Below are 25,599 nucleotides of genomic sequence, written 5' to 3'. Positions count from 1 at the left end.
GGGACACTCGACGTAAAAGTGACGCCCGGCACGTACAACCTCGACGGGGTGACAGATGTCCAACTGGCGTGGCAGAGGTTCTCGACTTCTCCCCCGCGCTGTTCGAGCAGGGGGTACTTCCGGCGGCGGGCGGGGGTGCGGCGCTCAGGCCGTCCCGGGCGGCCCGGCCGCGCATGTCCGTCGCGCCCGGCGGCATGCCGGTGATCGCGCCCATGCCCGCCGCGCGGCCCGCCCGCATACCGAACCAGCGTGACGGCGCCGAGGAGAGCGTGGCGGCCGGCACCACCGTCGACCACCTCACCGAGACGTACCGGGCCCACTACCGGTCGCTGCTGGGCCTGGCCGCGCTCCTCCTCGACGACACCGCCTCCTGCGAGGACGTCGTGCAGGAGGCCTTCATCCGCGTGCACTCCGCCCGCAAGCGCGTGCGGGACCCGGAGAAGACGCTGGCGTATCTGCGCCAGACGGTCGTGAACCTCTCCCGTTCGGCGCTGCGCCGCCGCATCCTCGGCCTCAAGCTGCTGTCCAAGCCGATGCCGGACATGGCGAGCGCCGAGGAGGGGGCCTACGACCAGCTCGAGCGCGACTCCCTGATCAAGGCGATGAAGGGCCTGCAGCGCCGCCAGCGCGAGGTGCTGGTGCTGCGCTACTTCTCGGACATGACGGAGGCCCAGGTCGCGGAGACCCTCGGGATATCGCTCGGCTCGGTGAAGGCGTACGGCTCCCGGGGCATCGCGGCCCTGCGTGTCGCCATGGGGGCGCGGGCATGAGCGAGAACGGTGAGGGGCGCGAGTCGCACGAGCGCCACGAGCCCTACGCGTGGCACGAGCCGACGCGTCCGCAGGAGCAAGAGCACACGTCATCGCACGCTGGGAACGGAACCGTGAACGACAGCCCCGACGAACTCGGCCCCGACGGGCACGAGCCGGACGAGCTGGCACTGCGCAGGATGCTGCACGAGGCGGTGCGGGACATCGAGCCGCGCGACGGCGCCCTCGACCGGCTGCGGCACGCGGTCCCCGCGCGGCGGGCGCGCAAGCGGCAGGCAGCGGTCGGCATGGCCGCCGCCGCCCTGTTCCTCGGCACCGCCGTTCCCGCCCTGGTGCACGTCTCCGGCTCCGGTGGCACCGAGGCCAACCCGGCCATGGCCGGGCACACCTCCGAGGCGCAGGGCGGCAAGGGCCCGAGCAAGGACCCCGGCGGCGGTGCGAGCACCGGGGGCGATGCCTCGGGCAGGGCCACGGAGAAGGGCCGCGAGACCGCCGGCGGCGGGCAGAAGGGCGGCCAGGGCGGCGAGCCCGGCAGCGGGCCCGGCGGCGGCGACAGCCCCTCGTCGACCACCGGCACCGGGACCCCGGTGTGCACGGCCGCCCAGCTCGGCTCCACCACGGCGACGACGGACGTCCCCGACTCCGCCGGCATCGTCTACGGCACCTTCCACGTCACCAACGTCTCCTCCGCCAAGTGCGCCGTCGGCGGCGCGGGCGCGGTGACGTCCTCCGCGCAGGGCGCGGCCGACGCCACGAAGATCACCGTGGTGAACCACGTCTCGGGCGACGCGGCCGCCGGGCTGCCCGACCCCTCCACCCAGGCCGCCGGCCTGGTCCTGGCCCCCGGCTCGGCCTACGAGGTGAAGTTCGCCTGGGTGCCCTCCGCGTCCTGTCCCGCCTCCACCGGAGGCGGCACCGGAACCGGCGGCACCGAGACCGGCGGCCCCTCGCCCGACCCGTCCCCCACCCAGGCCGCCGGTGCCACGGGCGCCGCGACCACCGGCGCGGACAGCGGTCCCTCCACCCAGATGGTCAGGGAGGACGGCACGGCCGACGGCAGCGTCGTGGTCTCCCACACCCCGGAGGCCGGTTCGCCCACGCTGTCGGTCACGGTGACCAACGCGTGCGCGGGCACCGTCTACCGCACGGGAGTGCTGCCGGCGCAGTAGACGCGGGCAGGGGGCGCGCAGTAGACGAGCGCAGGGGATGCGCGCAGCGGACGCTCGCAGTTGACGCGCGGACCCCGCGGGACGCGGACGACCGCCCCGGCACCCGCTGCCTCCAAGGACCCGCCGCCCCCGGAAGCCCGCCGCGTCAGACGCCGGACGGGCCGCCCGCCGCCGGTGCGGGCGCCGGACCCGGGGCGTCCTCGGTCAGCCCCAGTTCCGCGTCCCGTACCGCCTCCACCTCGCGCCGCACCAGCCGGAACCACATGAACACCACGAACCCGGCGAAGACGAACCACTCGCCGGTGTAGCCGAGGTTCTGGAACGCCTTCAGGTCCAGCCCGGTGTTGGCCGGCGCCTTGGCCGGCACCGCCTTCATCCCCGCGTCGGCCTTGTCGAGTGTGATCCAGGCGTCGTACACGTCGTAGGGGACGAGGTTGACCAGGGACGCCGCGCCGATCACCCCGGTCTGCCCGCGCGGCAGCCCGCCCGCCGCGCTCACCCCGTCGTCGCCGGGCGACTCGGACGCCTGCAGCGCTCCGGTCACGGTGACCTCGCCGGGGGGCGGCGCCGGGGCCCTGTCCGGGGCGGCGGTGCCCGGCAGCCAGCCGCGCACGACCGGCAGCGCCTTGCCGGAGCCGGTCCGCAGCAGCGTCAGCACGTAGTACCCGCGCCTGCCGTCCAGCTCCCGGTCCGGGACCAGCAGCTGCTCGCCGTACCGGCCGGTGGCGGTGGCCCGCCGGCCGGACGTCGCCTTGTCCACGGGCAGCAGCCGGTCCAGCGCGACCGCCGCCTCCGTGCGGTGCGAGGCGGCCCGGTCGGTCGCCGTCCGGTGGTCCTGCACCCGGTCCTCGAACCGGCCCAGCTGCCAGGACCCCATGAAGACGCAGAAGGGGATGGCGAGCAGGACGAAGACGTTGATGCCCCACCAGCGGGGCGTCAGCAGAAACCGGTACACGCCCCCACGGTACGGTGCCGCGGCGCGCGGGCGGCCCACCGGGGGTCGAAGTTGTCCACAGGCTGGGGAAGGGGGCGGCGCACTTCCCCTCCGGCCAGGCACTATGGGGCCATGACTGAGAGCAACGGGTCCGCCTCGCGGGACCAGTGGGAACCGACCGAGGAGATGCCGGACTGGGAGAAGCGCTTCCGGGCGCCGCGGGTGTCGCTGCCCGACTGGGCGCTGGACGCGCCGGACCGCTCCCTGTTCGTGTCCAACGCGACGGGGACGTACGAGCTGTACGCCTGGGACCGGGCGAGCGGCGAGCAGCGGCAGGTCACGGACCGGCCCAACGGCACCACGGACGGTGTGCTCTCCCCGGACGGCGCGTGGATCTGGTGGTTCGACGACAAGGACGGCGATCGATTGTGCCGGTAGTCGAGAACGTATGTCCAGTCTGAGCAGGAAGGACGGGGTCCCTCAGTGAGCCCCGTCGCCGTGCCGCTCCCCCTTGGCCGTGCCCCTCCGGCCGCACGGGTTTCTGCGAGATCACGCGTAGTCGCGTCTATGCAGAGACGCTGCGCCCGGCCCCTTCCGGACAAGGACACAGGAGGGGGCCGGGCGGCTCCGTGGTGAACCTTCGACGCTGAAGTATCAGGAACTGACTGATTCACGCCGTGGGGCATCGACGAGCGAGCACTCGTGCACGTCGAACACGAAGTCACAGTCGTCGCGGATGACGGCGTCATGCGTGGCAAGGATGACTGCGCATCCGGTTCCACTCATCTCGCGCAAGACGTCGATGACTACAGCGGTGTTGGCCTCGTCGAGGGCGCCGGTCGGCTCATCTGCGAGCACAAGGGCGGGCCGCTGGAGCATCAGACGGGCCAGGGCCACACGCTGCTGTTCTCCACCGCTGAGGTGGTGGACCTTCTCTTTTTCCTGCCCCAGCATGCCCACGCGGTCAAGGGCCTCAGCAAGAGCCGTGCCGCCTTTGCCCTGCGATGAGCGCCCGGGCCTGACAGCAACTTCGAGATTCTCGTGAACAGTTGCATTTTCGATCAGAGCATAGTTCTGGAACAGGTAGCCGAGGGTGTTGCGACGGAACCGACGGGTCTCGCCCTTTCCGAATCGGGTAATGTCCTTCCCCTCGTATCGGATCGCCCCGCTAGTCGGCTTGTCGAGCAACCCGAGACAATTGAGAAGGGTTGACTTGCCCGATCCGCTCGGACCAACAAGGGCCAACATTTCGCCGTGGCTGACAGTGAGGTTGATACCGTGCCACAAGACGCGATTTCCGAAGGACTTGGAGAGATTCTCTATCTCTATCACAGTACGCTCCGAGAGCAAGGAGAGGGGCCGATTCTTGACAGGATTACGCAACAGTCGCCCCTTCCTTCACGGTCCGGCGGTGGAAGAACACCAGAGCGAGCAGCGCGGCACCAAATTCGAAGGCGACAAGACCGGTGATAACACCAAGGTCTAGAGAGGTCAGGTGAATGGGTTGGAAGGGGGCTGGTGCGCCGTTGGCGGCAAGTTTCATCAGTTCCTGTTTTTGCTGCCAAGCTTCGAAGGGCACCCTTGTCGCAAAGATAACTGCAATTGCCGTCTCTATGGCGAGAATGAAGCGATGGGTAGCCACGTACCTCCAGCCGCTAATGTGTCGCACGAATATGTTCTGAGCTTGCTTGCGGGAGTAGATGATGCATACGCCAACGCCTGCTACAAGCAGAACGATCACAGCAACGACGAGGTTGAATATTTGCAGCCGCAGTTCGTTGACTGCGCTCCTGAGATCCAGAGCTGTCTTCTGTCCGACGGGACTCATGGAATTGATGTAGTTCTCCAGCTTGTTCGCCTTGATGCCGTTCAGTACATCGTTTGGATCAGAGAAGACCACACCGGCTTGAGTGGCATATGTGGTGTAGGCATCATTGCTGAGGAAATGTGAACCATTGGGGACGGCGATCACGATCGGGTCGCGCACCATGGACCGATCCTCATCGGGGCTGTGTGCCGAGTTATAAACATAAGCGCCCGTATTGTAGCCAAAGAGGCGCTGGCCCCTCTTGCTCCTGAACGCCTTAAGGGGGATGCGGCGATTTTGATGCGGGTCCAAGATGTCGGATGCCGCCTTCATGATGACCGGCGTGCGAGATGCAAGGGGATCTGGGATGATGACCCTTATTGAGCGCGAGTCAGGCGCCTTCTTGCTGCGCGCTTCATAGGTGATACGCCGTCCTGCCGGGTCGAAAACTGGCTGCTTGTCGAGATACGTGTCGTTGACGATGAGGATTTCCCCGGGAGGCAGATGTGCACCTGGAGTGGAGACCTGGAGGTCTCTGCGTCCGGCCAGGGTGACCTCGCCACGCTTGTCGGCTTGGCGCAGCCACGGCCCCACGTGGTCATCCAATTCGTCCGTGTGCATCGCATACGCGCCGCTGAGTCGGATCGAGACGGCGTCGCCGGCGGAGGCATACGCTTCCCGGTTCTCCAGGCGCAGCAGTACGTTCCGGCCGGCGAGGGTGACGTTCGTAGCGATGCTGAGAGCAAGCAGGAGCGCAGGGATGCGCACGAGGTAGACGCTAATGGACGCTGCCCACGACGGCAGCTGGCCTTTGAGGGCAGACAGTATGTCTACCTTGAAGGTCAGAGCGAGGGCGGCAGCATGCGCCAGGAGTGTCACGACAAGTAGCAGTGCGGCGATCATGATGGCCACGGAGGTGAACAGTCCCAACCATGCGAAGCCGTTGTAGAAGCCGAGGGCGGCAAGCGTTACCACGGCCACAGCGCCGGCCGCTGCGAGCCAGAAGACCACCAGACGTCTCAGATCGCGCAACAGGATGGCGAAGAAGGACATGCCTTGCATACGCAGGACCCCGTATGCTTTCGCGCTCAGCAGCACGCTAGCACCTGTCATCGTCAGTGCCGCGAGCGCGACCACACAGAATGACCGGAACAGGGGATCGCCCGAATACCGGTCGGCCAGTTCGGCGTATGACAAGGGGTGAGTGACGCTCGCGTTCAGGCCGAGGTCATTGAACTTGGCCACCAGGGCGTCAGCGGCTGCTGACGATCCGAACACGTAGTAGGATCCTCGCGGATCCAGTTGTGCGATCTCGGATATCTGGTGCACCCGCGATGCATAATGTCTGCTGAATTCCGGATATCCATTGTCCAGCCATGCCGCTGTCATTGAATTGGTCCGACCCGAGGCAATGTACAGATGGCGAAGGCCGTCGGGGTTTCTCAGATCGGGAACCTCGCGTGCCACCCCGACACCATGTTTTGCAGAAAACGACTCGATAGCTTGGACGACGTGCGTCCCGTTCGTCGCGCCACTGGAGTCGAATACCTCAACCAGGGCCGAGTTTCCCAGTACCCCGGTCTCGTCCAGCCCCCGGATGAACAGGAAAGCCATCGCTGCAGAGAAGGCCAAGACGGCAGCGTGTACGAACCTTATGCCTCGATGCAGCATGTGATACCTAGGATAAGAGCGCCCTGGCGCAACCGGGAAGTTGAAATCAGAAGAAAGCAGCTGTGGGGGCGAGGGGCGCTCACCCCCACAGCTGAAACAAGCTGTGCACGCATGAGTCACGTCACCGCGCACACAAACTCGGGGTTCGAGCAGGAGACTCAGCAGCTCGGGTCGTAGTAGTACGAGATGCCGCCGCCGTTCTTCGTCCCCGAGGCCAGGGACCACTGCCCCGGCACCGTGCAGCCGCTCTTGAAGGTCTGGCTGCCAATCTTCACCGAAGACGCGTGGTAGTTGCTCGGGTGCTTGAAGTTCGACCAGGCCGTGTTGGCGCCCTGGTCGTAGCTCCACTTGCCGCCGGCGACGTCGATAGTCGTAGCCAGCGCCGGAGTGGCTGCGGCGAATATGAGGGCGGCGGAGGCGACAGCTGCCTTGAGCGCGCTTCTCTTGTTCATGAATGAACCACCTTTCGGTAAGAGATTGATCCGAACGAGTCAAGACTTTGATACGGACGGTGGTCGCGGCGCAACAGGGTGATCGTTCACCGTGGAAGAGTTGGCCGAAACCAGTGACCTGGGTGGTAAAGCTGGCACAAAATGAGCGGCAATGGATTTCGGACAGCGGCGCGTTTTCGGCGCCTCCGGGACCCGTGGGCTGAATGCGGCGCGGGGTTGCTTGTCGCGGTTCTGACTGGCCAAGCTTCCTGTAAGCCTTGGTAACGTAACCGGCCGATGTGGCACGGGTGTTTTGGCGCCGGACCCCGCGGACGCTCAGCGACGCTCCGCATGCGCGACATCGTGACGACGGGATAGGGCGTGACCGGGGCCCTCCCGGACGGACCTGCTTCGGGGAGGAGGTAGCCCAGCCCGATGGCATCCCAACCCCGCACGTGGTCCTGAATGTCGTTGCGGCGTGGGGTGAGGCTGTCTCGTTCAGCTCCGAGGTAGTGAGCACGAGGCCGCGCAGGATGTTGGGGTGCGTACGATTCGTGGTCAGTCAGTGACTCCTGGCACTCCGCTCTGTTCAACAGCCACTCTGGAAGCCCTCATACATGTCGAGTGACCGCAGGTTACGTTCCTCGCCGCGCTACCCGGCTAGCGGTGCAACGCTCACGCCATCTGGAACTGCCATCCCACCTCGCCGAGACAGACTCGTCTGGCTGATACCTGTGCTGTGGACCTTCGCCCTTGGCTTGTGGGGGCTGTCGAGGCAGGGCAGTTTGTGGCGGGACGAGGCCGCGACCTGGCAGGTGGCCCAACGCTCCACGGCCGAGATCTGGCACATGCTGGGAAACGTCGACGTCGTGCACGGGTGCTACTACCTGCTGATGCACGCCCTGTTCGAATGTTTCGGACCCAGCACCACGACGCTTCGGCTGCCCTCGGTGCTGGCCACGGCAATGGCGGCGGGTTGTGTAGCGGTCATCGGCCAGCAGCTAGCCGGCGTGTGGGTAGGCTTGGCGGGAGGGATGGCATTCGGACTGCTGCCCTCTGTGCAGTTCTACCTCCAAGAGGGTCGGCCGTACGCACTTGTCGCAGCAGGGGCTGGCGTGTCCACCTTGCTGCTCGTGATCCGGCTCCAACGGCGTGCCCGGACGTTGCACTGGACTGCCTACGGTGGCACGGTCGTGCTGATGGGGCTTCTGAACTGGCTCTCGCTCATGATGCTTCTGGCACACCTGGCGACTCTGCTGTGGACCCGAGCCGGGCGCGGAGTCTGGGTTCGCTGGACGGCAGCTTCTGCGGTCGCCACGGCCTGTGTGCTGCCATTGGTCGTCTTCAGCCGAGGCCAGTCCGCACAAGTGTCGTGGATCCCCCCGCTGTCCTGGCACATGCTGATCGGGCCTGCGGTCCTCCTGGCCATTGGTGGCGTGGGTGCCCTGCTGGATCGGCCGCAGGCAGGCCGACTGTCTGTGGCAGCCGTCGGGTTGCCACTGCTGGCGGTGCCACAGATCGGCCTCATCTCTCTTTCCCTGTTCAAGCCTCTGTTCTTGGATCGGTACGTTCTCTACAGTCTGCTGGGCCTGGCACTGCTGATCGGCGCAGCCCTCGGTTCGGCAATACACGCAGTCCGGCCCCGGCTCCCCAGAGCCTCGATGTGGATTCTCCCCGCAGCGGTGGTCGCGGCGATGGTGGCACTGCTGCCCCAGTCACTGGCAAAGCGGTCTCCGGCTAGCAGAGTGGACGACGTCTTGGCGGTGGCATCGGACGTGCAGCGGATGAAGGGGACCGGGAGCGCGGTGCTCTTCGTACCGTCGGCACGTCGCGACACCAAATCCGTGTCGCCGAAGGCCTTCGCGGGATTGCGGGACATAGCTCTCGCGGAGAGCCCAGAAGGGTCCGGGACGCTGAAAGGCGTCGAGGCAAGCCCAGACCGCATACGTGCTGCGATGCTGGCCCAGCAAAGGATCCTGCTCGTGACGGACGCAGCTCAGGTGGCGAAACCGGTTTCGGCCGATCGGGACAAGGCGAAGATCTCCGTACTGAAGAAGTACTTCACGGCAGTGTCTGACAAGCAGGTCCGTGGGCGGAGGGTGACGGTCTATGAGCGGTCGACGCCCGACTCTCTGACCGACGAGTAGATCGCTCCTGATTGCCGGACGAATGGCGGAACGACTCAGCTGCGCCGCTGATCTACTCGCTCAGGGGGTGTGCCGGCGGCACGGCCCCGGCCCAGATGCTTCGGGCAGTGGTCAGTGGCTGGTACTGGCCGCGTCGCTGTGCGTTCGTCTCAGGTGCTCTCGCCGATGTGCCGGTACAAGGTGGCGCGGGAGATTCCCAGGGCCTTAGCGATGGCTGTGACGCTCCGCTTGTTGAGGTCGTCGGCTATGGCGTACGTGGATTGCGGTCGCGTACGCGCCCGGCTATCTCGCGGAGGAGTTCGGCGTATAAGGGTTCTGGAGTGAGGATTCGGTGTTCGTCGTCGGAATCGATGGAGAGGTAACCGAAGGGCTGAGGGCCGCCGGTGAAGCGTCCCGGTTCCCGCAGGGTCTGCATTCCGGTGGTGACGTTCTTCCGGATCTCCCGGTGTTCTTCTTCGGCCAGAACGGAAACCTTGGCGACGGCGCTACCACCGGCCGCCTGAGTGTTCAGACTTCCGTCAACGGTGACGGAGTGCTTTCCGTTGTCCTCAACCCAGTCGAGAAGTTCGGAGAAGTACCGGACCTTGCGGGAAATCTGGTCGATGCGAGGGAATGCCAGAACATCCCACTCGTCCATGCGGTCCGTCAGTCGCGGGCCGAGCTGTTCCCGCTTGAAAGGATTGGTTGTTCCGGAGGTATTCGTGTCCAGAGCCCAACCGATAACGATGCGGTTCTGTCCGGGCGTATCGGCCCAGTATTGGAGATCGCGCTTCTGGGCGCTGATGGAAAGGGAGTTCTCGTCTTCCGTACGGGTTGCCGACTTCCGACCGCAGCCCACCACTCGAACCTTGTTGTGCATTGTTTTCGATTTTACTTCGAACTTGATCCCGAACAAAACATTCTCGGCCCCGAATTCGAAAGGATTTCGAAGTCTTGAGAAGGGCTGTGCACCAGGTCCGACACATCGGGTTTGATAGGGGGCATGAGCGACACAGAAGCCATGCCCGATTGGGAGAAGCGGTTCCGCGCACCGCGCGTCTCCCTGCCCCACTGGGCGGAAGACGCCCCCAACCGCTGCCTGTTCGTGTCGAACGCGACCGGGACGTATGAGCTGTACGCGTGGGACCGGAAGACCGGTTACCAGCGGCAGGTCACCGACCGGCCGGACGGCACCACGGAAGGGGTTCTCTCACCCGACGGTGAGTGGATCTGGTGGTTCGACGACGGCATGGGTTCCTCCGTTTCAGACTTGCCGTCGTACGGCGACGAGTTCGGCGTCTGGCGCCGCCAGCCCTTCTCCGGCGGCCCCGACGAGCCGGCCGTGCCGGGCCTCGCCCCCTCCTACCCGGCGGGCCTGGCGCTCGGCCGGGACGGCCGCACCGCGGTGGTGGGCCGCTCCACGGACGAGGACGGCACGACGATCCACCTGGCGCGGGCCGGTGCGGCTCCGGTGGAGATCTACCGCCACCGAGAGTCCGCGGGCGTGGGCGACCTCTCGCACGACGGCACGCTGATCGCCGTGGAGCACACCGAGCACGGGGACGCGATGCACTCGGCGCTGCGCGTGCTGCGCCCGGACGGCTCGGCGGTCGCGGAGCTGGACGACACCAAGGGCGGCACGGTCGAGCTCGGTCTGGAGGTGCTGGGCTTCGCCCCGGTGGACGGCGACACCCGGCTGCTCATCGGGCACCAGCGGCGCGGCCGCTGGGAGCCGCTGATCTGGGACGTCGCCACCGGCGAGGAGACGGACCTGGCCCTGGACCTGCCCGGCGACGTCAGCGCCGAGTGGTACCCCGACGGCAGCGGCCTGCTGATCGCCCACGGCTACGAGGCCCGCAGCGAGCTGTACCGCTACGACCTGGCGACACGCGAGCTGAGCCGCGTGCCCACCCTGCGCGGCAGCGTCTCCGGCGCGACCGCCCGCCCGGACGGCAGCGTGGAGTACCTGTGGTCCTCGGCGGCCGAGCCGCCCGCGGTCCGCTCCACCGACGGCAGGGTCGTGCTGGACCCGCCCGGCATGAAGTGCCCCGGCTCGGTCCCGGTGGAGGACGTGTGGGTGGACGGCCCCGGCGGCCGCATCCACGCCCTGGTGCAGAAGCCGGCCGGCCGCACCGGCCCGTTCCCCACGGTGTTCGACATCCACGGCGGTCCCACCTGGCACGACAGCGACTCCTTCGCCGCGGGCCCGGCCGCCTGGGTCGACCACGGCTACGCGGTGGTCCGCGTCAACTACCGCGGCTCCACCGGCTACGGCCGCGCCTGGACGGACGCCCTGAAGCACCGGGTCGGCCTGATCGAGCTGGAGGACATCGCCGCGGTCCGTAAGTGGGCGATCGGCTCGGGCCTGGCCGACCCCGAGCGCCTGGTCCTCACCGGCGGCTCCTGGGGCGGTTACCTCACCCTGCTCGGCCTGGGCACCCAGCCGGACGCGTGGACCCTGGGCATCGCCGCCGTCCCGGTCGCCGACTACGTGACGGCCTACCACGACGAGATGGAGGCCCTGAAGGCCATGGACCGCACCCTGCTGGGCGGCACCCCGGAGGAGGTGCCCGAACGCTTCGAGGCCTCCTCCCCCCTCACCTACGTGGACCAGGTCAAGGCCCCGGTGTACATCTCCGCCGGCGTCAACGACCCGCGCTGCCCCATCCGCCAGGTCGACAACTACGTCACCCGCCTGGAGGCCCGCGGCGTCCCCCACGAGGTCTACCGCTACGACGCCGGCCACGGCTCCCTGGTGGTCGACGAGCGCATCAAGCAGCTCCGCCTGGAACTTGACTTCGCCGCCCGCCACCTGCCGGGCTGACCTGCCCCGCCACGCCGGGCTGGCCGGCCCCGCACCTGCCGGGCTGGCCGGCCCCGCCGCCCGCTCGGCTGACCGGCCCGCCACCTGTCAGGCTGACCGGCCCCGCCGACGCGCCCGCGTCGGTCGGCTCACCCGCCCGCGGGCTCGCGGGACCTGCGCCCCAGCAGCTCCGCCAGCCCGCGCCGGGTCGCGGCGAGGACCACCCGGTCCTCGCCGCGCAGCACGTACGTCCCCGGCAGGTTCCACACCAGCCCCCGCCCGCCGTCCTCGCCCGTGCCCTCCCCGGAGGACTCGCGCCGCTCCCCGCCCGGGGTGCCCGTCCGGGCGGCGGTGTCCAGCGCCAGCACCCTCCAGTGCCCCGCCCGGAACGCCTCCGCGACCGTCCGCCCCTCCAGCTGCGGATGCCCGCCCACCACCACCGAGGCGAACAGCAGCACCCGCCGCTCCACCGGGATCGCCCCCAGGATCTGCCGCCCGAACATCGCCCCCGCGAACGCCGGCGCCGCCAGGTGCGACACGCTCCGGCTCCGGGTCAGCGCCCCCGGATGCGCGGCCCGCAGGGTCCGGTACACCGCGGTCGCGAAGTCGTCGTCGTACAGCCGCAGCACCACCCGCAGATCCGGCCGCAACGACCGCGCGTACAGCACCGCCTCCAGGTTCGTGGTGTCCGCGCTGGTCACCGCGAGCAGCGCGTGCGCCCGGTGGATCTTCGCGGCCTCCAGCACCCCCTCCTGGGTGACGTCCCCGAGCACCACCGGCACCCGCAGCCGCCGCGCCGTGGCCAGGCCCCGGGCGTGCGGGCCGGACTCCACGCACACCACCGGGATGTGCAGCTCCCGCAGCCGCGTCAGCACCCGGGTACCGATCTTGCCCAGTCCCAGCAGCACCACGTGCCCGCCCAGTCCGCGCGGCGGTCTGCGCAGCGCGGACGCCGTCCGGAACGTGCCCAGCGCCTCCAGCACCGCCGCCAGCAGCACCGGCAGCAGCAGCAACCCCACCAGCCCGGACAGCAGTTGGAGGACCTGCCGGCCGGTCGGCTGCCCCAGCGCGGGGTCGTCGATGGCGAACAGGTCCAGCAGCGTCAGATACAGCGCCCCCAGCGGATGCACCCCGGTCACCAGCCACAGCGCCACCGCGAGCGCGAACACACACGCCACCAGCCCCGCCAGCGACCAGCGGAGCCGCCGCGAGAACAACGACGTCAGCGCCGTGACCACACCACCGCCGCGCCCGGCGGGCAACGGCGGCCCCGCGGCGTAGGACACCTGCTCCAGCACCACCGTCCCGCGCCCGGTGGCCTCCCGCACCATCGCCTCGTCGGGCAGCAGCCGCGGCCGCTGCTCCCCGCTGCCCTCGGACCCGTCCGCGCCCGCCGGGTCGCTGGAGGTCGCCGACAGCAGCGCCAGTGTGCACAGCCCGGGATCGGCCACCTGCCCCGGCGCGGGCGGCGGCCGCTCCACCGCGTGCAGCAGCAGCCCGTCGGTCTGCACGACCTTGGTGGTGCCGGCCACGGCGCTCGCGGCCAGCGCGGGCGCGGCGGTGTCGGCGTCCGACAGCACGGTCGTGGAGGCGTCGCCGCCCGCCGCGTACCCGTCCTCGCCGTCGCCGTCGCCCGTCGCCAAGGTGGCGGCCTGGTCGAGGAGTTCCTCGATGTGCTGGCCCAATCGGCGGTTGTACAGGCGCAGGACGAGCCGGAGCCGAGGGTTGAGCCGGCGGGCGGTGAGGGCGGCGCGGATGTTGGTCTCGTCGTCGTCGTACACCAGGGCGAGCGCCGCCGCCCGTTCCACACCCGCCTCCGCGAGCACCGCCTCGGTCGCCTCACCGGCCTCCAGCACGCGGTCGGCCGCCGGGGGCCGGTCCCCGCTGCCCGGCCCCGCGCCCGGCCGGGACCCGGCACCGGCCCGGCTGCCGGCCCCGCTCCCCGGACCGCCCCCGCCGCCCGTGCCGTTGCCCGAGGCCCGGCCCACGGTCGCGCTCACCACCCGGTCCAGCAGCGCCGAGGCGCCCCGCGCCCGCCCCACCACCGGCGGGCGCACCGCACGCTCGGCGGGCGGCACGACCAGCGTGACGTGCTCGCCGTACACACCGCGCAGTTCGGCGGCCAGCCGGTGCGCGAGCGCGTCGTCCCCGCACACCACCATGTGCGCGCCGGCGCCGCCCGGCGCACCACTCTGATACGGAACGCTCCCCACGAGTGAGGAGACTGCCGCACCGGCGGGGGCGGTTCCAGCCGCGCATCGCGGTTCCGGCCGTGCATCGTGGTTCCGGCCGTGCATCGTGGTTCCGGCCGTGCATCCCGGTCCCGGCCGTGCATCCCGGTCCCGGCCGTAAATCCAGTGGCCCGCGGCGCCCGACCGCCCCTAGGCTGGTGGCACTTCGAAGCGACCTCCCCGGAAGTACGCCGCAGAGCGGGAGCGTTCCACCTCATCGAGGTGCCGGAGGGGCGGCAGCAGCCCTTGTCGACCCTTCCTCTCCTTTTGGAGGCTCCTCATGAACGTGGGTATCGGCCTGCCCATCGGCGACCCGGCCGGCCTTCTCACCTGGGCCCGGCGCGCCGAAGCCGGCCCCTTCACCACCCTCGGCCTGCTCGACCGGCTGGTGTACGACAACCCCGAACCGCTGGTCGCCCTCGCCGTCCTGGCCGGCGCCACCTCCCGCATCCGCGTGCAGACCGAGGTCCTGCTCGCCCCACTGCGCGACACCCCCCTGCTCGCCAAACAGGCGGCGACCCTGGACCGGATGACCGGCGGCCGGCTGGTACTGGGCCTGGGCGTCGGCGGCCGGGAGGACGACCACCGCGCCGCGGGCACCGACATCCGCACCCGGGGCCGCCGCATGGACGAGCAGATGGCGCTGCTCCACCGCCTGTGGTCCGGCGCACCGTACGACGACGGCGGGCAGGCGGTGGACGACGGCGGGCAGGCCGTGGAGCGGACCGGTCCGATCGGCCCCGCCCCCGCCCGCACGGGCGGGCCCGAGGTGCTGTTCGGCGGCTTCCGGCCCGCCGCCCTGGAGCGGGTGGCCCGCTGGGGCGACGGCTTCCTCGCGGCCGCGCCCCCGTCCTGGGCCGGCGGCCTCTTCGACACCGTCCGCGCCCAGTGGACGCGGTACGGCCGCACCGGCGCCCCGCGCATCGTCGCGCAGGTCAACGTCGCCCTCGGCCCGGACCGGACCGTCGAGGACGCCCGCGCCCGCATGCACGCGTACTACGCCTTCACCGGCGCGCCCGACCGCATGGTCTCCGGGCTGCTCACCACCGCGCGGGAGATCCGCGAGGCGCTGACCGCCTACGGCGACCTGGGAGCCGACGAGGTCGTCCTGTACTGCTACGGCCTCGACCCCGATCAGGTGCACCGCCTGGCCGATCTCCTCTGAGCGCGCGTTCCGCCGCACGGGAGCAGAATCGGAACATGGGATTCCGAAACGGTCGGGCAATCCCCGGGCGTCGGCGAACCGTATATACGGACATGCCGAGGTTCCCGTTCCCCGTGGGCCGTCTCCCGGACGAGGCTCTGCTGTCCGGGCTGGCCACCGGCGATCCGGAACTCGCCGTCGGCTTCGTCAGGAGGTTCCAGCACCGGGTCTTCGGCGTCGCGATCGCCGTCACCGGGGACCCGCAGCTGGCCGAGGACATCGCCCAGCAGACCTTCGAGCGGGCCTGGAGGCACGCGCAGATCTACGACTCCCGCCGCGGCTCGGTGATGACCTGGCTGACGACGATCGCCCACAACCTGGCCATCGACACCGTGCGCTCCCGGCGGCCGGAACCGCTGGCCCCGGAGGACCTCGACGCCGTTCTGGGGGTGGTCAGCGAGACGCCCGAGCAGTTCGCGCTGGCCGACGAGGCGTCGTCCCGGCTGCGGGCCGCCGTCGCGGAGCTGCCTCCCGAACAGGGCCGTGCCCTGGTGATGGCGGGCATCTACGGCATGACCGCCCAGCAGATCGCCGACTGGGAACAGATTCCGCTGGGCACCGCCAAGACCCGCATCCGGGCGGCGATGGGCAAGCTGCGGCACATGCTCGCCTCCCCCTCGCCCCGGGGAGGTGACCATGGCCGCTGACGTGACCTGCGAGAAGCTGCGCGAGCTCGGCGCCGAACTCGCCCTCGGCGTGCTGCCGGGACGGGAGCGGGCCGGCGCGGTCGCGCATCTCGAGCAGTGCGCGGACTGCCGCGAGCACGTGGAGCAGCTGACCCAGACCGGCGACCGGCTGATCGGCCTGCTGCCGTGCAGCGAGCCGCCCGTCGGCTTCGAGACCAGGGTCGCCCAGGCCCTGACCCGGCTCGCGGCGACGGCGAACGGGGCACGCGCGCAGGATGTGCGTGCACAGGATGTGCGTGCGCCGGACGTGTGCGCGGCGGACGTACAGGGGCGGGACGCGCAGGCGCGGGAGGCACAGGGGCAGGAGACAGGCGGGCACCAGGCGGGCACACGCGGCGGGCGTGGGCGCACGGGCCTGATCCGCAGGCGGCGGGCACGCGCGGGGACGGGCGGGGCACTCGCGCCCGAGACGCGCGGACCCGAGACGTACGGGCCTGAGGTGCACGGACCCGAGACGCACGGACCCGAGGTGCACGGACCCGAAACGCACGGACCCGAGGTGCACGGACCCGAAACGCACGGGCCCGAGGTGCACGGGGGTGAGGGCCCTGGGCGGGAGGGGCGGCCGCAGGGCCGGGGGCCAGGTGCCCAGCCGGTGCGCTCCGGCGCCCTGGCGTACGCCGGTGGCGCGGCGCGGACCGGACCGCTCGCCCGGGTGCGGCCCTGGACCGCGGGGCTCGCCGCCGCGCTGGCCCTCGCCGTCGGGTTCGGCGGCTGGGCGGTGGGCACCGCGATCGAGGACACCGTGACCGTGCGGCCCGCCCAGTCCGCGGGACAGGGCCCCGGCATGATGTGGGGCGGGCTGACGTCCGCCCGGGCGGCAGTCGGGCGCCCGGCCGGCGAGGTCTACGCCCACCCCGGAACGCCGGGCTGGGTCTACATGTCGGTCGAGCTCCCCCGGGCCGGCCCGGCGTACAGCGGCAAGGCCGCCTGTCAGCTGGTGCGCAAGGACGGCAGCGTCATCCGGGTGGGCACCTTCACCCTGCACGAGGGCCAGGGCTCCTGGGGCGCCCCCGCCGCCGTGGACCCCGCCACCCTGGCCGGCGCCCGGCTGACGGCACCCGACGGCACGGTCCTGGCCACGGCCCGCTTCGCCGCGGGCGCGGAGGCCTGACGGGCCGTCGGCCCAGGGAGCTACGGGTCCGTCCGCAAGGCCGCGACCAGCGGACGACGACACGGACCGGCGCCCGGCGCCCGCACGGGCGGGCGGCGCAGGGGCGGGCGGCGACACGGACGGCTGCCACGCGGACCAGGCGTCACGGACGCGCGCCGGCTCCCGGCCACAGGCGGTGCCCAGGCCATGACCGGACCGCCACACGGACATGCCGAGGCTTACGACCGCGCCACAGCCGCCGCCCGCACCCATGCCCCGGACACGGCCGGGCGGCCCCCTGGGACGCCGGCCCGGCGGGCGTCCCGGACGCGGCCGGGCGGGCGCGGCGATGCCGGGACCGGTCGCCGCGGCCGGCAGGTGCGCCAGGCCCGCCCGCGACCTGTCCCGCGACCTGCCGCCGCCGTCAGGCGCAGGCACCCGGTGCGGCGGGCCAGGTACAGGCCTCGCCCGCCCGCGGCCGGTCAGGCCTCGCCCGGCTGGGGGCCGGGAAGCAGCGCGGCGAGTGCCGCGCACAGCTCCGGCACCGTGGGTCGGTCCGCCGGGTCCTCCCGCAGGCAGCCGTCGATGGCCGCGGCGAGCGGTGCCGGCAGCCGCCGCCGCGAGGCGATCGGCGGGGCGTCCGCCTCCAGTTGCGGGTACCAGTCGTCGTCCCCCGTGCCACGGCCGTACGTCCCCTCCCCGCTCGGCAGGGTCTCCCCCCGGTCGAACGGCACGTCCCCGCTCGCCACCTCGTACAGCGTGACCCCGATGCCCCACACGTCCGCCGCGGTGGTGAGGGTCCCGCCGCGGGCCTGCTCCGGGGCCAGGTAACTGAACGTGCCCACCCCGGGCGGTGCGTCCCCGGGCGGGCGGGCCACGCTGAGGTCGAGCAGCTTGGCGTGCCCGCATTCCACGACCACGTTGGACGGCTTGAGGTCCAGATGCAGCAGGTTCCGTCCGTGCAGGTAGTGGACCGCGGAGCACAGCTGCGTGCCCAGCAGGGCCACGTCGGTGGCGGACGGCCGCCGCCGCAGCCGGTGCACGAGGTGGGCGAGCGTCTCGCCGGTCAGCGTCTCCAGGACGACCAGCGGCTGCGGCGAGGTGAAGGACTCGTACGCCCGGACCAGGTGCGGGTGGGTGAACTCCCGCAGCCAGCGGCCCTCGCGCAGCAGCCGCTCGGCCAGATGCTCCTCGGCGCCGCGGTCGGGACGTACGACCTTGATGACGCACCGGCAGGCCCGTTCCGCGCTCCAGGAGTCGTACAGGTCGAGCCAGCCGGTGCGGGTCAGATGCGCCAGGACCTCGTACCCGGCAATCGGTCGCGTGCCCGGCGCGAGCGGGAGGGCGGACCCGGTGGCGGTGGCGAACCCGGTGGCGGACTCGATGCGCGTGGCGGTCATGGCCGTACCGTCCCGTTCCGGCCCCGCCGGACGTCCGCCGGGGGCCCCGCGGATCCCGCGGGCGCCGCGGGAGCAACGGGCGCCGCGGACCCCGCGGGAGCGGCGGGTGCCGCGGGAGCGACCGGCGGCGCGGTCAGCGCGTGCAGCCGCTGGAGCCGGGCGTACGTCCCGTCGCGTACGAACAGCTCGTCGTGGCTGCCGCACTCCACGACCCGTCCGTGGTCCAGGACCACGATCCGGGTGGCGTCCTGGACGGTGAGCAGGTTGTGCGAGATGACCACGGTGGTCCGGCCTTCCATGAGCCGGCGCAGCGGCTCCATGATCCGGCGTCCGGACTGCGCGTCGAGGCCGGTGGTGGGTTCGTCCAGGAGCAGTACGGGCGCGTCCCTGATCATCGCGCGGGCGATGGCCAGCCGCTGGCGCTGCCCGCCGGACAGCGTCCGGCCGCGCTGGCCGACCACGGTGTCGTAGCCCTCGGGCAGCAGCCGGATGAACTCGTCGGCGTCGGCCGCCCGCGCCGCGGCGACGATCTCCGCCTCGCTCGCGTCGGGCCGGCCGTAGGCGATGTTCTCCCGTACGGAGCCGTGCAGGACGAGGGTCTCCTGCAGCACCACGGCGACGTTGTCGCGCACGTCGGCCAGGCACAGCTCCCGCAGGTCGGTCCCGTCGAGCCGGACGGTGCCGTGGTCGGGGTCGTAGAAGCGGAGCTGCAGCTTGGCGATCGTGGACTTGCCGGCCCCGCTGGCCCCGACCAGGGCCAGGGTCTCGCCGGGCGCGACGTGGAAGGACACGTCGGACAGCGCCCAGCGGGAGGTGCCCGGGTAGCGGAAGGACACCCCGTCGAACTCGATCCCGCCGCGTGTCCGCCCGGTCCGCCGGGCGGTGGGGGACTCCACGACCTGCGGCCGCTGGTCGAGCAGTTCGGCGATGCGCTCGGCGGAGGCGGCGGCGGCGTAGAAGGTGGCGCCCAGCCGGGAGAGGTCGCGGACCGGGCCGTAGAGCTTGCCGATCAGCGCCAGGAAGACCAGCAGCCCGCCCAGGCTGAGCTGGCCCTGGGCCAGCTTCCAGGTGCCGAAACCCATGACGGCCAGGGCGCCGCACACCTCGATCAGCTCGACCAGCGGCCGGTACACGGCCCGGATCCGCACCGAGGCCATCGCCGCGCGGTACTTGCCCACGTTCTCCCGCTCGAAGCGGCGCTCCTCCCAGGCCTGCCGGTTGTACGCCTGCACCAGCGCCACGTTGCCCAGCGACTCCTCGGCGACCGCGGTCAGCGAGCCGCTGCGCCGTCTGCGCTCCCGCGACGCCTCCTTGATCAGCCGGGAGAAGTGCCGGGCGGCGCCCCAGAACAGCGGCACGATGACGAGCGCCAGGATCGTGAGGTCCCAGCCCAGGTAGAACAGCAGGCCGAGGAAGACGCCGAGCTGGAGCACGTAGTAGAGCCCGTCGGCGATCCCCGACAGCAGGAACGTCTCGACGGCGTCCACGTCGCCCGTGACCCGCGACAGCACGTCACCGAGGCGCCGCCGCTCGAAGAAGCCCAGCGACAGCCCCTGGACATGGCGGAAGACGTCTGCGCGCAACGTGAGCAGGAACCGCTCGCTGACGTTCGCCGAGATCATGTCGTCCGCGAAGCCGAGGACGCCGGAGGCGAGGATGAGCCCGAGGTACGTCGGCGCGATCCAGAACAGCGGAGTGAGGTCGCGGGGAACGAGCACCTCGTCCACCACGACCTTGAACAGCCAGAGCTCGCCCGCGTCGACGAGCGGCCCGGCCATGCTGAACAGCACGAGGGGCACCAGCCACCGCCGGCGCCCTCGCGTATACGGCCAGAAACGCCGGAACACCTCGCGCGGCGTCAGCGCCGGGGCAGCCTCGACAACGGCGTCGGACTCCCCGCCCACTGACAGCAGACGCCGCAGAAGACGCGCCATGGCAGGTGTTCCTCGTGACCGGACGTCCGAGCGGACCGGGTCTTTCGATCACCGGTCCGCTCGGTCCGAGGTCAGTGGTGACCGTGACCCCGGTGGCCACCGCTGTGGTCGCCGCGGCCGTGCCGGCGTCCGTGGCCCGAGAATCCGCCGTGCCCGGATCCGCTGCCGTGGTCGTGGCCGCCGTGGCCACCGTGGCCGCTGCGTCCACCGTGGTCACGGTGCTTTGCAGGGAACAGCGCGCTGAAGATCGCCATGTCATTCCTCCCACCGGAAGTTCCTTGTAGGTGATACGGAGCGGAGCGGCGATCGGATGGCCGTTTCGCGAAAAAAGATGAAAGTTCACCGCATCCAGAAACCGAACTCCGGGCCCCCGTTGGGGACTTTGCCGTCCCTTTACAACCCGCCCCACCCCGGCCTCGTCTCTCCGCTCGATCCGACCCGGTCCGGTCCGATCAGGTCCGATCTGGTCCGGTCCGGTCCGGTCCGATCAGGTCCGCCGGCCGGCAGGGCGGTCCGGTCCACCGATCGGAACCGACCGAACCGACCGAACCGACCGAACCGACCGAACCAACCGGAACCGACCGACCCATGAGCGAAAGAGAGCACCCCATGCGCCGCACCGTCCTCAGCGCCGTGGCACTCGCGTGCACCGCCGTACTGGCGAGCACCGTGCCCGCCTTCGCCGGCGGGGCCTCCCCGGTCCCCACCGTGGCCCCGACCCGGAACCCGGCCCCCGCCTCCCCGGCCCCCACCGAGCCCAGGACCGGGGAGCCCAGTGCGGCGCCGGCCCCCGCCCGCCCGGTCCCGAGCGCGGCGCCGACCCGCGCGCCGTCCCGCGGCGGCCAGGTCGCCGTCGTGCCCAAGGGCGCGCCCGACACCGGAGTGTCGGAGAAGTCCGCGTCCGCCGTCTCCGGCACCGGCACGGAGCTGATCGCGGGGGGCGCCGCCGCGGCGTTCGCGGTGGGCGGCGCGGGCTTCCTCGTCGTACGCCGCCGGCGGGCGACCAGGGCATGATCCGGCTCTCCGGGCGAGCCACCGCCGGGCACGCGTCCGCGGAGCAGGCGTCCGCCGGGCGGGCGTCCGCCGGGCACGCGTCCGGAGGCCGGGCGTGCGATGCGTCGGCCCCCGCCGGGCGCGTGTGTCCCGGGCGGACAGACCCCGGCGGCCCGTTCCTGGGGCGCGTGCGCGCCGCCGCGATGACGGCCGCCCTGCTCCTGGCGGTCACGGCGTGCGGCGCCGACCACGGCACCGGTGCGGCCCACCCCCCGCGGACGGGGGCCACCGCACCGCAGCGGTCCGCCGGCGCGCCGTCGCACCCGCCCTCCTCCGCGGGGACCACGGGGGCGGCGGCGCACGCCCTGGCCCGCTCGGTCCCGGTCCGGCTGCGCATCCCCGCCATCGGCGTGGACACCCCCGTCATGCGCCTGGGCCTGGCGCCCGACGGCACGGTGCGGGTGCCGCCCGTCACGGCACACGACCAGGCCGGCTGGTACGGCCACTCGCCCACTCCCGGGCAGCTCGGCCCGTCGGTCCTCCTGGGCCACGTGACGGTCGGCCGCTACGGCGACGGGGTGTTCCGGCACCTGGCGCGGCTCCACCGGGGCGACCGGATCGAGGTGCGCCTGGGGAACGGCACGTCGGCGCGGTTCACCGTGGGCTCCGTACGGACGGTCGCCAAGTCGCACTTCCCGACGGACGAGGTCTACGGCAATGTGAACCGCCCCGAGCTGCGGCTCATCACCTGCGGCGGCCCACGCGCCGGCGACGGCTACCGGGACAACGTGATCGTCTTCGCCGCCCTGACCGCCACGCCCTGACGCCCGGGACTGGCAGTACGACGGCGAACTGACCGCCGGGCGGCACGGGACGGGCCACGGGTCCGTCCGTCCGCAGCGCGCCCGGACCCGCGACCCGGCCCGAGCCGCCGCCACGGCCCTGAGCCCGGAGCCCGGAGCCCCGAGCCCCGAGCCCCGAGCCCTGAGCCCGGAGCCCCGAGCCCCGAGCCCGGAGCCCGCAGAACTCTGGAGAGCGTTGAAAAGGTCCTCGAGAAGGTCCCGCGACAGGGCGGCGTCCGAGCTGTTCGCCGCCCTGTACCCGCGCCTGGCCGGCTGGTGCCGCCGTCTCGTCGACGACGACGAGACGGCGCACGAGGTCGCCTCGGAGGCGTTCACCCGGCTGTGGGCCCGCTGGACGTCCGTGGAGGAACCCCGCGGTTTCCTCTACGTCACCGCGGCCAACCTGGTCCGGGACCACTGGCGCAAACTGGAGCGCGAGCGCCGGGCGGTGCGCCGGGTCACCGTGGAGGCGGCCATCCGCCCGCACGCCGAGCCGGCCGACCCGTCGGTGCGCCTGCTGGTGCAGTCGCTGCCCGAACGGCTCCGCGTCCCGATCCTCCTCCACTACTACGCTGACATGCCGATCCGGGAGGTGTCCGTGCTGACCGGGCGCAAGGAAGGAACCGTCAAGGCCGACCTCCACGCGGCCCGCGAACTGCTCCGCGACCACCTGAGGAGGAGCCTTGACCACACGCGTTGACGACGTCCCGGAGCGCGGCCCCGGCCCCGACGACCCCCTGACGGTCATCCTCCGCCCCGCCCACCCCGACTACCTCGCGCCGCCCCCCGGCCACTACGAGCGGGTCCGCCGCACCGCGACCCGCCGCCGCCTGCTGCGCACCGCGGCCGGTGCGGCCCTCACCTGCGCGGCGGCGGCCCTGATCGCCGTTCCCCTCCGCCTGACGGCCCACACCCCCCCGCCCCGCCCGGTCACCCCGCTCGCCCCGCCGGCCCCCACCACCGAGTCGACGCCCACACCCCGCCCTTCGACCCCTGCGCGCCCCTCCCCCTCGGCGTCCCCCTTCCCGTCGACGGCCCCCAACCCCCCGCAGACCCCGGACGCGCGCTCGGTGCCCCCGCGCTCCGCGCCCCCGAGCCCCCGCGTCCGGCCGACCCCGCCGGCGTTCCCCACTCCGTCGTCGGCTCCCACCCGAGCCGTCGGGGAGCCCCCGGCGACACCGCGCTTCCCCACGGCACGGCCCACGGTCGGCGCGGGGGACTGACGAAGAGCGTGCCGCCCGGCGGACGGCACGCTCTCCTGTCGGTGCGGGACACCGGTGCGGGACACGGGTGCGGGGCTCCTGTGCGGGACGCCGGTGCGGGACACCGCGCGCTCACCTCAGGCGCAGCGCCTCGCGCAGCGTGGTGAACAGGTCGGTCTGGTCGGTGACGCCGAGGACGCGGTAGGCCAGCGGGCCCTGGGCCGCGATACGGACCTCGGTGCCGGTGTGCTCCTGGGACCGGCCCGGGGTGTTGGTCGAGTAGTTGACCTTCAGCCGCCGGCCCTCGTCGGTGACCAGGGTCGAGGACAGCCCCGGCGGGGTGGCCTCCAGGGGGACGATCTGACTGGTGTGGCCGTGGTCGGCGGTGGTGACCACGAGCGTGTCGGGGTGCTTGGCCGCGTAGTCGCGGGCGACCTTCACCGCGCGGTCGAACGCGGCCGTCTCACCGATCTGGCCGCAGGGGTCGGCGGAGTGGTCCTGCTTGTCGATCGAGGCGCCCTCGATCTGGAGGAAGAAGCCGTTCCGGGCGTGCTTCTGCTTGGCCTCCAGCAGCTGGATCGCCTTGGTGGCGGAGTCCGCCAGACTCGGAGTGCCCGACGGGCGGCCCGGGTTGGAGGTGACGCACCGCTGGGGGTCCGTCCCGCCGACGGCGGCCGCCCTGCCGGTCCACTCGACCGGCACGTTGCCGCCGGCGAACAGGCCGAGCACCGGCCTGCCGGGCTTTGCGGCCTTCATCGAGGCGTCGTCGGTGACCACCTGGTAGCCGAGCCTGCGCGCCTGATCGGTGACGGTCAGACCCTTGTACCGGCCGTCGGTGACCTTCTGCTCGAACCGCTGCCTGCCGCCGCCGAAGAGCACGTCGACCTTGTGGCTGACGGACTGCTCGGCGATCGACCCGGGGCCGCCGGCGGCGATGGTGTCGGCGGGGCACTTGGCCATGTCGGCCGGACCCTGGCAGGAACGGTCGGTGGCGTGGGAGGCGAGGACGGCCGGGGTGGCGTCGGTGAGTTCGGCGGTGGTGACACTGCCGGTGGCGTAGCCGTTCTTCTGGGCCAGCTCGAGAACCGTGGGTACGGCCTTGTCGGTGCCGGGCGTCTTGGAGATCCGCCCGTTGACCGTCTTGACGCCGGTGGCCCAGCCGGTGCCGCCGGCCGCGGAGTCGGTGACGTAGTCCGGGGTGCCGTCGGCGTGGACCGCGTAGGTGGTGTAAGCGCCGGTGAGCGGGAACCGGTCCATGTTCAGGCGGCCGCCGGCGCCGACCGTGTAGTCGCGGGCCAGGGTGATCTCGGAGTCGCCCATGCCGTCGCCGATCAGCAGGATGACGTTCCTGGCCTTGCCGCCCTGGACGGCGTTCCTGGCCTGGTGTGCGGTGTCGGTGGCGCCGGCGCCCGCGGAGACCGTGACGGCGACGGCGGCCAGCAGCGCGGTGGCGGTGGCGAGACGGCTACGGGACGGTCTGTGCATGGATCGACTCCTTGAGGCGTCCCGAACGGGACGGAGGGGTGCCAACGCGCCCCACTGCACCAGCCCCCGGTGAACCCCCGGCGAACCACCGCCCCGATCCGCGTGGCGCCCACATGACGACGCCGGCACGACCTCCGACGGCGCGTGCGGGCCGGCGCCCCGTCGGCCGGACGGGGGACACCCCGCGCGGGCTGCCCCCCGTCCGTGCCGCAGCGACCCCGTGGACGACCTGCGCCCACGGGTCAGGCACCGACCGGCGTATCAGTGGTCGTTCAGGAAGTAGCCCTCGCCCGACCAGTAGCCGCCGTCGCCGTCGAAGGCGAGGTCTATGCCGCGCTCGCTCAGGTTGTACTTGCCGCCGTCGCTGGCCCGGTGACTCTTGCAGCTGTTGACGCCACCGCTGGCCGTCATCTCGTAGTTGTAGGGCCACACGTCGGTGGCGCGGACCTGGACCGTGGCCGGCTCCCCGTTCGCCTTCGTGTCGCACACGGAGATGACGTCGCCGTACTCCTTGACGTAGACCCGCACACCCGGAGCCGAGTACGTGTGGTCCCACGGCACCCCGGGATCCGTCGTGGCGGAGGCGCTCCCGGCACCCGCCATCAACGTGGCCGCAGCGGCCAACGCCATCGCCCCCGCGCCGACACGACCGATTCGCAGCTTCATATCATGCTCCCTTTCTTGCGTATGAGGGACAACATGCCCCCGTATACGCCGACATGTCGCAGCTCGGGGATTCTCGTCCCAGTAGCCAAGAAGCCCTTCTGCGCGCATCGGAGCAGAAGGCACCACCTGCGGGCGCGGTCGCCCGATCACCT

General features: G+C 71.5%; 21 protein-coding genes and 1 pseudogene. 12 read left to right on the top strand and 10 right to left on the bottom strand.

Annotated features, from left to right (window positions below; all coding sequences use genetic code 11):
- Nucleotides 1-194: 194 nt before the first annotated feature.
- Nucleotides 195-770, top strand: coding sequence for a SigE family RNA polymerase sigma factor (locus ACI2LW_RS09310; protein WP_404730610.1), 576 nt, complete (start codon nucleotides 195-197; stop codon nucleotides 768-770).
- Nucleotides 767-1,939 (top strand): hypothetical protein, encoded by a 1,173-nt coding sequence (locus ACI2LW_RS09305; RefSeq protein ID WP_404730555.1) that lies wholly within the window; start codon nucleotides 767-769, stop codon nucleotides 1,937-1,939. The genes ACI2LW_RS09310 and ACI2LW_RS09305 overlap by 4 nt, the downstream gene beginning before the upstream one ends.
- A 145-nt stretch (nucleotides 1,940-2,084) precedes the next feature.
- Here ACI2LW_RS09305 and ACI2LW_RS09300 read toward each other — a convergent pair whose 3' ends face one another.
- Entirely contained in the window at nucleotides 2,085-2,894 is an 810-nt protein-coding gene (locus ACI2LW_RS09300) for an SURF1 family protein (protein WP_404730554.1), read from the bottom strand.
- A gap of 111 nt (nucleotides 2,895-3,005) precedes the next feature.
- Between ACI2LW_RS09300 and ACI2LW_RS09295 the strand changes: the two are divergent.
- Nucleotides 3,006-3,296 (top strand): annotated as a pseudogene (locus ACI2LW_RS09295) (TolB family protein); the annotation flags it as partial.
- Nucleotides 3,297-3,527: 231 nt separating this feature from the next.
- Here the strand turns inward: ACI2LW_RS09295 and ACI2LW_RS09290 are convergent.
- The 3 genes from ACI2LW_RS09290 to ACI2LW_RS09280 all read right to left on the bottom strand — a co-directional run bounded on the left by ACI2LW_RS09290 (nucleotide 3,528) and on the right by ACI2LW_RS09280 (nucleotide 6,803).
- Entirely contained in the window at nucleotides 3,528-4,205 is a 678-nt protein-coding gene (locus ACI2LW_RS09290) for an ATP-binding cassette domain-containing protein (RefSeq protein WP_404730553.1), read from the bottom strand.
- Nucleotides 4,206-4,248: 43 nt separating this feature from the next.
- On the bottom strand, nucleotides 4,249-6,294 hold the full coding sequence (locus ACI2LW_RS09285) for a hypothetical protein (protein ID WP_404730552.1): 2,046 nt from the start codon (nucleotides 6,292-6,294) through the stop codon (nucleotides 4,249-4,251).
- A gap of 215 nt (nucleotides 6,295-6,509) precedes the next feature.
- Complete coding sequence (locus ACI2LW_RS09280; RefSeq protein WP_404730551.1) at nucleotides 6,510-6,803, bottom strand: lactococcin 972 family bacteriocin; 294 nt, start codon at nucleotides 6,801-6,803, stop codon at nucleotides 6,510-6,512.
- 596 nt (nucleotides 6,804-7,399) lie between these two features.
- Here ACI2LW_RS09280 and ACI2LW_RS09275 point away from each other — a divergent pair.
- The gene (locus tag ACI2LW_RS09275) at nucleotides 7,400-8,929 is read left to right on the top strand and encodes a hypothetical protein (protein WP_404730550.1); all 1,530 of its coding nucleotides are present in this window, start codon (nucleotides 7,400-7,402) and stop codon (nucleotides 8,927-8,929) included.
- Nucleotides 8,930-9,173: 244 nt separating this feature from the next.
- On the opposite strand, the gene ACI2LW_RS09270 is transcribed toward ACI2LW_RS09275, so the two are convergent.
- A complete protein-coding gene (locus ACI2LW_RS09270; protein ID WP_404730549.1) occupies nucleotides 9,174-9,788 on the bottom strand; it encodes a recombinase family protein in 615 nt (204 codons plus the stop codon).
- A 123-nt stretch (nucleotides 9,789-9,911) separates the two neighbouring features.
- Between ACI2LW_RS09270 and ACI2LW_RS09265 the strand changes: the two genes are divergently transcribed.
- Complete coding sequence (locus ACI2LW_RS09265; RefSeq protein WP_404730548.1) at nucleotides 9,912-11,732, top strand: prolyl oligopeptidase family serine peptidase; 1,821 nt, start codon at nucleotides 9,912-9,914, stop codon at nucleotides 11,730-11,732.
- A gap of 128 nt (nucleotides 11,733-11,860) precedes the next feature.
- Here ACI2LW_RS09265 and ACI2LW_RS09260 read toward each other — a convergent pair whose 3' ends face one another.
- Nucleotides 11,861-13,873 carry an NAD-binding protein gene (locus ACI2LW_RS09260; protein ID WP_404730609.1) on the bottom strand — a complete coding sequence of 671 codons (2,013 nt, stop codon included), beginning with the start codon at nucleotides 13,871-13,873 and terminating at the stop codon, nucleotides 11,861-11,863.
- Between the two features lie 349 nt (nucleotides 13,874-14,222).
- Here ACI2LW_RS09260 and ACI2LW_RS09255 point away from each other — a divergent pair, with 349 nt between their 5' ends.
- From ACI2LW_RS09255 to ACI2LW_RS09245, 3 genes are all read left to right on the top strand, one after another.
- On the top strand, nucleotides 14,223-15,107 hold the full coding sequence (locus ACI2LW_RS09255; RefSeq protein WP_404730547.1) for an LLM class flavin-dependent oxidoreductase: 885 nt from the start codon (nucleotides 14,223-14,225) through the stop codon (nucleotides 15,105-15,107).
- Between the two features lie 92 nt (nucleotides 15,108-15,199).
- Nucleotides 15,200-15,793 (top strand): RNA polymerase sigma factor, encoded by a 594-nt coding sequence (locus ACI2LW_RS09250; protein WP_404730546.1) that lies wholly within the window; start codon nucleotides 15,200-15,202, stop codon nucleotides 15,791-15,793.
- Nucleotides 15,783-16,946, top strand: coding sequence for a hypothetical protein (locus tag ACI2LW_RS09245; protein WP_404730545.1), 1,164 nt, complete (start codon nucleotides 15,783-15,785; stop codon nucleotides 16,944-16,946). Before ACI2LW_RS09250 ends, ACI2LW_RS09245 begins: the two co-directional genes overlap by 11 nt.
- Before the next feature lie 461 nt (nucleotides 16,947-17,407).
- Here the strand turns inward: ACI2LW_RS09245 and ACI2LW_RS09240 are convergent, their stop codons facing one another.
- The gene (locus ACI2LW_RS09240) at nucleotides 17,408-18,325 is read right to left on the bottom strand and encodes a serine/threonine-protein kinase (RefSeq protein ID WP_404730544.1); all 918 of its coding nucleotides are present in this window, start codon (nucleotides 18,323-18,325) and stop codon (nucleotides 17,408-17,410) included.
- Nucleotides 18,322-20,259, bottom strand: a complete 1,938-nt coding sequence (locus ACI2LW_RS09235) for an ABC transporter ATP-binding protein (protein WP_404730543.1) — start codon at nucleotides 20,257-20,259, stop codon at nucleotides 18,322-18,324. Before ACI2LW_RS09235 ends, ACI2LW_RS09240 begins: the two co-directional genes overlap by 4 nt.
- 609 nt (nucleotides 20,260-20,868) lie before the next feature.
- Between ACI2LW_RS09235 and ACI2LW_RS09230 the strand changes: the two genes are divergently transcribed.
- The 4 genes from ACI2LW_RS09230 (at nucleotide 20,869) to ACI2LW_RS09215 (ending at nucleotide 23,317) form a co-directional block, all read left to right on the top strand.
- Nucleotides 20,869-21,273 (top strand): sortase-dependent protein, encoded by a 405-nt coding sequence (locus tag ACI2LW_RS09230; protein ID WP_404730608.1) that lies wholly within the window; start codon nucleotides 20,869-20,871, stop codon nucleotides 21,271-21,273.
- A gap of 182 nt (nucleotides 21,274-21,455) precedes the next feature.
- A complete protein-coding gene (locus ACI2LW_RS09225; protein ID WP_404730607.1) occupies nucleotides 21,456-22,076 on the top strand; it encodes a class F sortase in 621 nt (206 codons plus the stop codon).
- A gap of 214 nt (nucleotides 22,077-22,290) precedes the next feature.
- Nucleotides 22,291-22,794, top strand: coding sequence for an RNA polymerase sigma factor (locus tag ACI2LW_RS09220; protein ID WP_404730542.1), 504 nt, complete (start codon nucleotides 22,291-22,293; stop codon nucleotides 22,792-22,794).
- A complete protein-coding gene (locus tag ACI2LW_RS09215) occupies nucleotides 22,778-23,317 on the top strand; it encodes a hypothetical protein (RefSeq protein ID WP_404730541.1) in 540 nt (179 codons plus the stop codon). The genes ACI2LW_RS09220 and ACI2LW_RS09215 overlap by 17 nt, the downstream gene beginning before the upstream one ends.
- 111 nt (nucleotides 23,318-23,428) lie before the next feature.
- Here the strand turns inward: ACI2LW_RS09215 and ACI2LW_RS09210 are convergent, their stop codons facing one another.
- Both ACI2LW_RS09210 and ACI2LW_RS09205 read right to left on the bottom strand, forming a co-directional pair.
- Complete coding sequence (locus ACI2LW_RS09210; protein WP_404730540.1) at nucleotides 23,429-24,781, bottom strand: alkaline phosphatase; 1,353 nt, start codon at nucleotides 24,779-24,781, stop codon at nucleotides 23,429-23,431.
- Between the two features lie 261 nt (nucleotides 24,782-25,042).
- A complete protein-coding gene (locus ACI2LW_RS09205; protein ID WP_404730539.1) occupies nucleotides 25,043-25,447 on the bottom strand; it encodes a hypothetical protein in 405 nt (134 codons plus the stop codon).
- Between the last annotated feature and the right edge of the window lie 152 nt (nucleotides 25,448-25,599).

Source organism: Streptomyces sp. NPDC004065 (assembly GCF_044903565.1).
Taxonomy (GTDB): Bacteria; Actinomycetota; Actinomycetes; order Streptomycetales; family Streptomycetaceae; genus Streptomyces.
This window is presented reverse-complemented; position numbering and strand designations above follow the sequence as displayed.

Excerpts from the sequence above, each read along its gene's own strand:
- ACI2LW_RS09210 (WP_404730540.1), bottom strand. The coding sequence starts at position 24,781 with ATGCACAGACCGTCCCGTAGCCGTCTCGCCACCGCCACCGCGCTGCTG.
- ACI2LW_RS09245 (WP_404730545.1), top strand. The coding sequence starts at position 15,783 with ATGGCCGCTGACGTGACCTGCGAGAAGCTGCGCGAGCTCGGCGCCGAA.
- ACI2LW_RS09230 (WP_404730608.1), top strand. The coding sequence starts at position 20,869 with ATGCGCCGCACCGTCCTCAGCGCCGTGGCACTCGCGTGCACCGCCGTA.
- ACI2LW_RS09250 (WP_404730546.1), top strand. The coding sequence starts at position 15,200 with ATGCCGAGGTTCCCGTTCCCCGTGGGCCGTCTCCCGGACGAGGCTCTG.
- ACI2LW_RS09305 (WP_404730555.1), top strand. The coding sequence starts at position 767 with ATGAGCGAGAACGGTGAGGGGCGCGAGTCGCACGAGCGCCACGAGCCC.
- ACI2LW_RS09270 (WP_404730549.1), bottom strand. The coding sequence starts at position 9,788 with ATGCACAACAAGGTTCGAGTGGTGGGCTGCGGTCGGAAGTCGGCAACC.
- ACI2LW_RS09240 (WP_404730544.1), bottom strand. The coding sequence starts at position 18,325 with ATGACCGCCACGCGCATCGAGTCCGCCACCGGGTTCGCCACCGCCACC.
- ACI2LW_RS09260 (WP_404730609.1), bottom strand. The coding sequence starts at position 13,873 with ATGGTGGTGTGCGGGGACGACGCGCTCGCGCACCGGCTGGCCGCCGAA.
- ACI2LW_RS09235 (WP_404730543.1), bottom strand. The coding sequence starts at position 20,259 with ATGGCGCGTCTTCTGCGGCGTCTGCTGTCAGTGGGCGGGGAGTCCGAC.
- ACI2LW_RS09265 (WP_404730548.1), top strand. The coding sequence starts at position 9,912 with ATGAGCGACACAGAAGCCATGCCCGATTGGGAGAAGCGGTTCCGCGCA.
- ACI2LW_RS09275 (WP_404730550.1), top strand. The coding sequence starts at position 7,400 with ATGTCGAGTGACCGCAGGTTACGTTCCTCGCCGCGCTACCCGGCTAGC.
- ACI2LW_RS09285 (WP_404730552.1), bottom strand. The coding sequence starts at position 6,294 with ATGGCTTTCCTGTTCATCCGGGGGCTGGACGAGACCGGGGTACTGGGA.
- ACI2LW_RS09205 (WP_404730539.1), bottom strand. The coding sequence starts at position 25,447 with ATGAAGCTGCGAATCGGTCGTGTCGGCGCGGGGGCGATGGCGTTGGCC.
- ACI2LW_RS09310 (WP_404730610.1), top strand. The coding sequence starts at position 195 with ATGCCGGTGATCGCGCCCATGCCCGCCGCGCGGCCCGCCCGCATACCG.
- ACI2LW_RS09255 (WP_404730547.1), top strand. The coding sequence starts at position 14,223 with ATGAACGTGGGTATCGGCCTGCCCATCGGCGACCCGGCCGGCCTTCTC.
- ACI2LW_RS09280 (WP_404730551.1), bottom strand. The coding sequence starts at position 6,803 with ATGAACAAGAGAAGCGCGCTCAAGGCAGCTGTCGCCTCCGCCGCCCTC.
- ACI2LW_RS09225 (WP_404730607.1), top strand. The coding sequence starts at position 21,456 with ATGACGGCCGCCCTGCTCCTGGCGGTCACGGCGTGCGGCGCCGACCAC.